The sequence below is a fragment of the Inquilinus limosus MP06 genome, assembly GCF_000767795.1.
Classification (GTDB): Bacteria; Pseudomonadota; Alphaproteobacteria; order DSM-16000; family Inquilinaceae; genus Inquilinus; species Inquilinus limosus_E.
Map to the genome: position 1 here is coordinate 1 of NZ_JANX01000295.1, position 7,498 is coordinate 7,498.

At 71.3% G+C, this 7,498-nt stretch carries 10 protein-coding genes; 3 read left to right on the plus strand and 7 right to left on the minus strand.

Annotated elements, in window-relative coordinates; translation table 11 throughout:
- Positions 1-114: 114 nt before the first annotated feature.
- Positions 115-291 (minus strand): hypothetical protein, encoded by a 177-nt coding sequence (locus P409_RS39055; RefSeq protein ID WP_161790437.1) that lies wholly within the window; start codon positions 289-291, stop codon positions 115-117.
- Between the two features lie 316 nt (positions 292-607).
- On the opposite strand from P409_RS39055, the gene P409_RS20585 reads away from it, so the two are divergent.
- Positions 608-1,528 (plus strand): lysophospholipid acyltransferase family protein, encoded by a 921-nt coding sequence (locus P409_RS20585; protein ID WP_052121032.1) that lies wholly within the window; start codon positions 608-610, stop codon positions 1,526-1,528.
- 5 nt (positions 1,529-1,533) lie between these two features.
- Here P409_RS20585 and P409_RS20590 read toward each other — a convergent pair whose 3' ends face one another.
- The 3 genes from P409_RS20590 to P409_RS20600 form a co-directional block, all read right to left on the minus strand.
- Positions 1,534-2,085, minus strand: coding sequence for a gamma carbonic anhydrase family protein (locus P409_RS20590; RefSeq protein WP_052121034.1), 552 nt, complete (start codon positions 2,083-2,085; stop codon positions 1,534-1,536).
- A gap of 8 nt (positions 2,086-2,093) precedes the next feature.
- Positions 2,094-3,053 (minus strand): N-acetyl-gamma-glutamyl-phosphate reductase, encoded by a 960-nt coding sequence (argC, locus tag P409_RS20595; protein ID WP_034842850.1) that lies wholly within the window; start codon positions 3,051-3,053, stop codon positions 2,094-2,096.
- Positions 3,054-3,327: 274 nt separating this feature from the next.
- The gene (locus P409_RS20600; protein ID WP_034842870.1) at positions 3,328-4,449 is read right to left on the minus strand and encodes an aminotransferase class I/II-fold pyridoxal phosphate-dependent enzyme; all 1,122 of its coding nucleotides are present in this window, start codon (positions 4,447-4,449) and stop codon (positions 3,328-3,330) included.
- 84 nt (positions 4,450-4,533) lie between these two features.
- Between P409_RS20600 and P409_RS20605 the strand changes: the two genes are divergently transcribed.
- Positions 4,534-5,088, plus strand: coding sequence for a helix-turn-helix domain-containing protein (locus tag P409_RS20605; RefSeq protein ID WP_034842853.1), 555 nt, complete (start codon positions 4,534-4,536; stop codon positions 5,086-5,088).
- A gap of 98 nt (positions 5,089-5,186) precedes the next feature.
- Positions 5,187-6,158, plus strand: coding sequence for a hypothetical protein (locus P409_RS20610; RefSeq protein ID WP_152613459.1), 972 nt, complete (start codon positions 5,187-5,189; stop codon positions 6,156-6,158).
- On the opposite strand, the gene rpsI is transcribed toward P409_RS20610, so the two are convergent.
- From rpsI to P409_RS20625, 3 genes are all read right to left on the minus strand, one after another.
- Positions 6,076-6,543 (minus strand): 30S ribosomal protein S9, encoded by a 468-nt coding sequence (gene rpsI / locus P409_RS20615; RefSeq protein ID WP_152613460.1) that lies wholly within the window; start codon positions 6,541-6,543, stop codon positions 6,076-6,078. The two genes, P409_RS20610 and rpsI, sit on opposite strands and share 83 nt — an antisense overlap.
- A 13-nt stretch (positions 6,544-6,556) precedes the next feature.
- Complete coding sequence (gene rplM, locus P409_RS20620) at positions 6,557-7,015, minus strand: 50S ribosomal protein L13 (RefSeq protein ID WP_034842861.1); 459 nt, start codon at positions 7,013-7,015, stop codon at positions 6,557-6,559.
- A gap of 201 nt (positions 7,016-7,216) precedes the next feature.
- A partial coding sequence (locus tag P409_RS20625) for a helix-turn-helix transcriptional regulator (RefSeq protein ID WP_161790438.1) occupies positions 7,217-7,498 on the minus strand: 282 nt, incomplete at its 5' end.

Genomic DNA, 7,498 nt, shown 5'->3' on the forward strand with positions numbered 1-7,498 from the left:
GTGCAGCTTCCCCGCCGCCGCCTCGTAGCGGTCGAGCGCGGCGCGGCTCGTGGTCGAGACCGGAACGCCGCGGCTGTCGATGAGCCCCATGGCCGGATCCTCCTGCTGGCCCGGTCAGGATACCCGAAGGGCAAAAACAGCGAAGCCCCCGTCCGATTGGCGGGGGCTTCGGTGCTTGTCCTTGCGGCTGTAGACCTTGCCGGACGGGACGATCTTGTGGCCGAGCCGGCGGGCGATCGGGGCATGCGGATCGCGCCGCTTCGGCCCGGCCTTGGGCACGGGCTTCTTCATGGGCCGCTCCTTTCGGGCTGGGCCGCCGTGATATGGCGTTTCGCCGATCCGGCGCAAGGCCGGGGCCGTTCCGTGTTAAGAAATATACGGAAACGCGAAACATCTGGCGGCGGACATGCGTTCATGTCACGTGTAACACGAACGAACGCCGCCGCGGACCGCCCAGCGACCGGTCCCCAGCACACCGAGGCCGCCCATTTCCCGCACAGCTGATTCCCAGGACCCGGTCAGACCGGACTGGTCCGCGCATGTCCGACGCCTCCGGAAGCAGTGGCGCCGTCGCGGCCGCCATCATGTCACCGCCGCCGCGCAGGCCGTGCCGCTCTACGCCCTGTACGGGCTGATGCGGGCGCTGCCGCTGGATGCCGCCTCCGGCCTCGGCGGCTGGGTCGGCCGCACCATCGGCCCGCGCCTCGGCGCCTCGCGCCGCGCCGACGCCAATCTGCGCCTGGTGATGCCGGAGCTGTCGGCCGCCGGGCGCGAGCGCGTCATCCGCGGCATGTGGGACAATCTCGGCCGGGTGATCGCCGAGTTCCCGCATCTCGGCCGGCTGCGCCGCAGCGAGGGCCGGCGCGCCCGCCGCGTCCAGATCGAGGGCATAGAGCATTTCCTGGCCGCCCGCGACGGCGGCCGCGGCGTGGTCATGGCGATCGGCCATTTCGGCAATTGGGAGGTCGGGGCCGCGGTCGCCGCAAATCACGGCGTGCCCTTCACCGCCATCGCCCGGCCGCCGAAGAACCCGCTGGTCGGCTGGCTGCTGCACCGCATCCGCAGCTCGGTCGGCACCATCCTGCTGGAGAAGCGGATGGAGGGGTCGGACGCCAAGCGCGCCCTGTCGGTGCTGCGCGCCGGCGGCGTGCTGGGGATGATGGTCGACCAGCGCTACAATGGCGGGCTGAAGGTGCCGTTCATGGGCCATGACGCCATGACCTCGCCCGGCGCCGTGGCCATGGCCTACCATCTCGGCTGCGCCGTGATCCCGGTCAGGATCGAGCGCCAGGCCGGTGCCCGCTACCGCGCGGTGTTCGAGCCGCCGCTGGCGATGCCGCGCACCGGCGACCGCAAGGCCGATATCGAGGCCGCGACGATCGCGCTGAACGGGGTGGTCGAGGGCTGGGTCCGCGGCCGGCCCGAGCAATGGCTGTGGCTGCACAAGCGCTGGATGATGCCCCGCCCGCGCAAGCTGCGGCAGCGCGTCCTGGCCTACAAGGCCAGCCTGGCGGCTCACGAAGACTGAGAGCGTTACAGAGCCGTCCCGGCGTCCAGCACCACATTGGCGCGGTATTCGACGCCGAGGGCGACGTAGCCTTCGGCCAGCTTGCGGTGGTGCGCGTGCTCCTCGTCGGTCAGGGCGCGCACGAAGCGGGCCGGGCTGCCGGCCCAGAGCTGGCCGGCCGGCACGCGCTTGCCGGGGGTCAGCAGCGCCCCGGCCGCGACCATCGCCCGGCCTTCCACCACCGCCCGGTCCATGACGCAGGCCTTCATGCCGACGAAGCTGCGGTCCTCCAGCGTGCAGGCGTGGATCAGCGCCATATGGCCGATGGTGACGTCGTCGCCGATATGGGTCGGGCCGTCGGCCGAGGCGACATGGATCACCGTGCCGTCCTGGATGTTGGTGCGGGCGCCGATGCGGATCGGCTGCATGTCGCCGCGGATGACGCAGCCGAACCAGACGCTGCTGCCCGGCCCGATCTCGACATCGCCGATCACCACCGCGCCGGGCGCGATGAAGGCGTCCGGCGCGATGCGGGGCAGCTTGTCGCGATAGGGCAGGATCACAGCACCCGCCGCCATGACGGGCCTCAGGCCGCCCGCGAGTGCGCCGGCAGCAGCCCGGCGGTCGGGGCCAGGCCCAGCGCCAGGTTCAGGTTCTGCACCGCGGCCCCGGACGCGCCCTTGCCGAGATTGTCGAGCTGGGCCACCAGCAGCGCCTGCTCTTCCCTGGCGTTGCCGAACACGAACAGCCGCAGCTGGTTGGTGCCGTTCAGCGCCTCGGGCTCCAGCTCCGCCAGCGCCTCGCTGTCGGCCAGCGGCGCGACGGTCACGAAGGGCTGGCCCTGGTAGTGCTCGGCCAGCGCCGCATGCAGGTCGGCGGCCGAGGGCTGCTTCGGCAGCGACCACAGCGGCAGCGGCAGCGAGACCAGCATGCCCTGGGCGAAGGTGCCGACCGAAGGCACGAAGATCGGCGCATGGGCCAGGCCGGACCAGCGCTGCAGCTCCGGCACATGCTTGTGCGCCAGCTTCAGCCCGTAGAGGTAGAAGGGCGGGCCCTTCTTCTCGGCCTCGTAGCGGGCGATCAGGCTCTTGCCGCCGCCGGTGTAGCCGCTGACCGCGTTGACGGTGACGGGGTGGTCCGCCGGCACCAGGCCGCGATCGATCAGCGGCCGCAGCAGGGCGATGCCGCCGGTCGGGTAGCAGCCGGGGTTGGAGATGCGCTTGGACCCGGCCACCGCCTCGGCCTGGCCGGGCGCCAGCTCGGGGAAGCCGTAGGTCCAGCCCTCCGCGGTGCGATAGGCGGTCGAGGCGTCGATCACCCGCACCTCCGGGTTCTCGACCATCGCCACCGCCTCGCGCGCGGCGTCGTCGGGCAGGCACAGGATGGCGGCGTCGACCGCGTTCAGCAGCCGCCGGCGAGCGGCCGGGTCCTTGCGCTCGTGATCGGCCAGGCTGACGATCTCGACATCGGCGCGGCGGGCCAGACGGTCGCGGATCTGCAGCCCCGTCGTACCAGCCTCGCCATCGATGAACACCGTCGCCGGCATCGCCTTGCCCTCGGAAAGAGATCAGAGGGTGGACACTTAACACATCCGGGGCCGGGGCCGAACCGGCAACAGGGTCATGGCGGATATTTGCGGGACGACGGTTGAAGGGCGAGGCGCCGCCCTCGCCCCTCCCCTGCCGTCATTGCGAGGAGGCGAAGCCGACGAAGCAATCCAGGGGCCACAGCGAGCGGCCCCTGGATTGCTTCGCTGCGCTCGCAATGACGGTGGTGGGAACTGTGAAAGGACTCCGAGACAAACGCTGGATGGCCCCGCCTCAGCCCCTTCCCGCCTTCAGCTCCCGCAGCACCGTGGCGATCCGGTCCAGCGCGGCGGGCGCGTGCTCGTAGCCATGGGTGATGCGCAGGTGATGCTCGGCGCCGAGATACACGCCCGGCGCCACCAGCACCGAGGAGCGGCGGCGGATCGCGTCGGCCACCGCGACCGAGGACAGGTCGAGATGGACCCGGACGAAGCCCAGCGCCGTGGCCGCCGGCGGCACCGCCGAGACTAGGTCGGAATTCGCATCGACCCAGCGCTTCAGCCCGTCCCAGCCGCGGCGCGACAGCTCGCGCTGCCGGGCCACCAGCCGTTCGCGGGTCGCCGGCTCCAGCGCCAGCTCGGCCAGCAGCATCGACGGGCCGGCGGTGGCGATGACGACATATTCGTGCCGGCGCCACGCCTCCTCGACAAGGTCCTTCGGTCCGACCAGCCAGCCGACGCGCAGCCCGGCCAGGCCATAGGCCTTGGACAGGCTGCCGACCACGACGGTCCGCTCGTATCCGCCCCAGAAGCTCGGCGTCTCGGTGTCGCTCAGCCGCTCGGTGCCGCGATAGACCTCGTCGACATGCAGCCAGGCCCCTGCCCTGGCCGCAATGGCGGTGATCCGCGCCGCCTCCTCCGCCGTCAGGATGCTGCCGGTCGGGTTGTTCGGGTTGACGATGGCGATCATCCGGGTGCGCGGGCCGACCGCGGCCTCCAGCGCGTCGAGATCCGGCCGCCAGCCCTGGTCGGGCCGCAGCGGGAAGCTCTTCACCGTGCAGCCGAGGTTGCGGGCGATGCCCCAGACCTGGCGGTAGCCCGGCTCCATCACCACGATCTCGTCGCCCGGCGACAGCAGCGCCTGGCACAGGATCTGGTTCGCCTCCGACGCCCCGGCCGTGACCAGCACCTGGTCGGCGGTCGCCCCGTCATAGAGCCCGGCGATCCGTGCCCGCAGCGCGTCGGTGCCGTTGACCTGCGGGTAGAACAGCACTTGGTCGAGTAGCCGGTCGACCGCGTCCGGCCCCAGCACCTCGCGCACGGCGGCGCAGCGTACCGAACTGTCGGCCAGGTTGTACTCGACCGTGTGCTCCCACTCCGACTGCCACTGCTCGAGTTCGAAAGGCTGGAAGGTCATCGCCGCATCCCCGAAATCCGTCGCCATCGATACTGCAATATATTACATATTTATCCGCAACAAGATGCGAATAGGGTACGGCCGATGACATCGTCGCAGGAGGTGCTGCAGCGGATCGCCCGGAGGTTGCGACAGGAACGGCAGGCGCGCGGCCTGAGCCAGGCGGCGCTGGCCGAGCGCAGCGGCGTGTCGCCCCGCATGCTGGCGCTGATCGAGAAGGCGGAGACCAATCCCAGCATCGCCACGCTGGCCGAGATCGCCGGCGCGCTCGGCATCGGCTTCGGCGAGCTGGTCGGCGGCGAGGTCGCGGCGCCGGCCCGGCTGATCCCGCCCGGGGAGTTCGCGACGATGTGGCAGACGGAAGCAGGCAGCGCCCGGCTGATCGCCTCCGGCGGCCGGGCCGAGCTGTGGGACTGGGCGCTGGCGGCCGGCGCCCGCTACGACGCCAGCCCGGACCCGGCCGGGACGGTGGAGCTGATCCGGGTGCTGGAGGGCACGCTGGTGCTGGAGGTCGACGGCATCGCCCTCGCCGCCCCCGCCGGCCACGCCCTGCGCCTGGCCAGCGACCGGCCCTACGCCTACCGCGCCGAGGGCGGGCCGGTGCGCTTCGTCAAGGTGGTGACGCCCGTCGGCCGCTGAGCGGCTGAGTCATTCCGCCCCACCGGGCAAAGTCTGCTTGCCTCGCTCGGCTTCGGCCGGCACCATGCGGCCCGCGGATTCACCAGAGCGGCGATCGGATGACCCCATCACGACGCAACGCCGTGCTGGCCATCGTCGCCGGCAGCCTGCTGATGACGGCCGCGCCGGCCACGAATCACCCGGCGCCGGACTTTGCCATGCCCGTCTCGCCGCTCGTCCCGGGCCTGGCGCTGGGGCCGGAGGTGCCGGACGAGATCCCGCATTCCAGCGACCATGCCTTCGCCGAGCTGCTGGCCGCGGCCGAGAGCAGCCGCGACCCGCTGCAGATGAACAAGGGCGGCTATGCCGGGCTGTTCCAGCTCGGCGAATCGGCGGCGGCGATCGCCGGCATCTATGATCCGGGGGAGCCGCTGACAGCGGAGGACACCCGCAACCGCTGGCGCGGCAGCTTCCACATCCCGGGCTATCCGCAGGTGCGGACGATCGGCGATTTCCTGGACACGCCGGCGGCGCAGATCGCGGCCTTCCGCCTGCACCTCGCCCATCTCGACCGCGAGATCGCGCAGCGCGGGCTGAACCGGCATATCGGCGGCTATGTCGCCGGCGTGCCGATCACCTGGGACGGGCTGCGCGCCATGATGCATCTGGGCGGGCCGGACGGCACCGAGCGCTTCATCGCCACTGCCGGCGCCTATGACCCGGCCGACGACAACGGCGTGCGGATCAGCGATTACGGCCGGCGCTTCGCCGGCGTCACCGCGATCCAGCCGACCAAGCCGGCGGTGATCCCGACCGTGGCGACCACCATCGCCGCCCCCGCCCTGGCCGGGGGGCCGATCAAGCCGGCCCCCACCTCGGGCGTCGTCATCCCGACCCTGGTCGCGACCACGCCGTCGCCGCGCCGCCGGCCGTCGGGCCGAAACGGGGCGCAACGAAAAAGGGGCGCCCGAGGGCGCCCCTTTCCGAACAACGGATCCGAAATCCGGATCAGCGCTTGGAGAACTGGAAGCTCCGGCGGGCGCCGGCCTTGCCGTACTTCTTGCGCTCGACCACGCGCGGATCGCGGGTGAGGAAGCCGTGGGCCTTCAGCGCGCCGCGCAGGCCCGGCTCATAGGCCACCAGGGCACGGCTGAGGCCGTGCCGGACCGCGCCGGCCTGGCCGGAGAGGCCGCCGCCGGTGACGGTGCAGATGACGTCGAACTGGTTGGTCCGGTCGCACACCTCGAAGGGCTGCTTCAGCAGCATGCGCAGCACCGGGCGGGCGAAGTAGATCTCCTGGTCGCGGCCGTTGACCGTGACCTTGCCGCTGCCGGGCTTGATCCAGACGCGGGCGACCGCGTCCTTGCGGCGGCCGGTGCCGTAGGAGCGGCCCTGGGCGTCGCGCTTCGGCTCCGCCGGCGCGGCCTCGGCCACGGCGCCTTCGAGGGTCGGCTTCAGATCGGAGAGGGACTGCAGATCGGCCACGGCCTTACCTCTTGTTCTTCGGATTCATGGCAGCGACGTCCAGCACCTCGGGCTGCTGCGCCTCGTGCGGATGCGACGCACCGGCATAGACCTTGAGGTTGCCCATGACCTTCCGGCCCAGGGGCCCGCGGGTGATCATGCGCTCGACCGCCTTCTCGATCACGCGCTCCGGATGGGCGCCATCGAGGATCTGGCCCTTCGACCGGCCCTTGATGCCGCCGGCATAGCCGGTGTGCCAGTAGAAGATGCTGTCCTGGCGCTTGTTGCCGGTCAGACGGACCTTCTCGGCATTGACGACGATGACGTTGTCGCCGGTGTCGACGTGAGGGGTGAAGGTGGTCTTGTGCTTGCCGCGAAGGCGCATCGCGATGATGCTGGCGAGCCGACCGAGAACGACGCCGTCGGCGTCGACCACGATCCACTTCTTCTCCACCTCGGCGGGCTTGGCGGAATATGTCTTCATGACGGGCCCTTGATCGAGGGTCGGGAACGGATGCCGCCGGCCGCCCTGGGGAGGGCTTCCGGCGAGAGGCCGCTGTCTACGCGTGCGGACCGGCCGCGTCAACGGAAAAAAGCAGCGAAACCACAGTCACTTAGCAGAACGGTATTCAAATACCTTCCGCGCAGGCCGCAGGATCGCTGGCGTTCCGGACCATAACCGCAATCACGCCGCGGCGAAGCCCTGCATCACCAGCCGCACCAGATCGGCCTGGCGGCAGGTGCCGGTCTTGCCGAACACGGCCTTGAGATAGCCGCGCAGGGTGTTGACGCTGACGCCCCACTCCGCCGCCAGGCTGCCGATGGTGGCGCCGGAGGCCAGGCGCGACGCCACCTCCGCCTCCCGCGCGGTCAGGCCGAAGGCGGTCATCAGGGCGCGCCCGTCGACCGCCCGCGCCTCGTCCGGCGCCGCGATGAAGATCGCCGCGCGGGCCGGGCCGCAGCGCCC

What these genes read in the sequence shown, in the direction of transcription:
- P409_RS39055 (WP_161790437.1), bottom strand. Translation starts at nt 291, where the DNA reads ATGAAGAAGCCCGTGCCCAAGGCCGGGCCGAAGCGGCGCGATCCGCAT.
- P409_RS20600 (WP_034842870.1), bottom strand. Translation starts at nt 4,449, where the DNA reads ATGACCTTCCAGCCTTTCGAACTCGAGCAGTGGCAGTCGGAGTGGGAG.
- P409_RS20605 (WP_034842853.1), top strand. Translation starts at nt 4,534, where the DNA reads ATGACATCGTCGCAGGAGGTGCTGCAGCGGATCGCCCGGAGGTTGCGA.
- P409_RS20610 (WP_152613459.1), top strand. Translation starts at nt 5,187, where the DNA reads ATGACCCCATCACGACGCAACGCCGTGCTGGCCATCGTCGCCGGCAGC.
- argC (WP_034842850.1), bottom strand. Translation starts at nt 3,053, where the DNA reads ATGCCGGCGACGGTGTTCATCGATGGCGAGGCTGGTACGACGGGGCTG.
- P409_RS20590 (WP_052121034.1), bottom strand. Translation starts at nt 2,085, where the DNA reads ATGGCGGCGGGTGCTGTGATCCTGCCCTATCGCGACAAGCTGCCCCGC.
- rplM (WP_034842861.1), bottom strand. Translation starts at nt 7,015, where the DNA reads ATGAAGACATATTCCGCCAAGCCCGCCGAGGTGGAGAAGAAGTGGATC.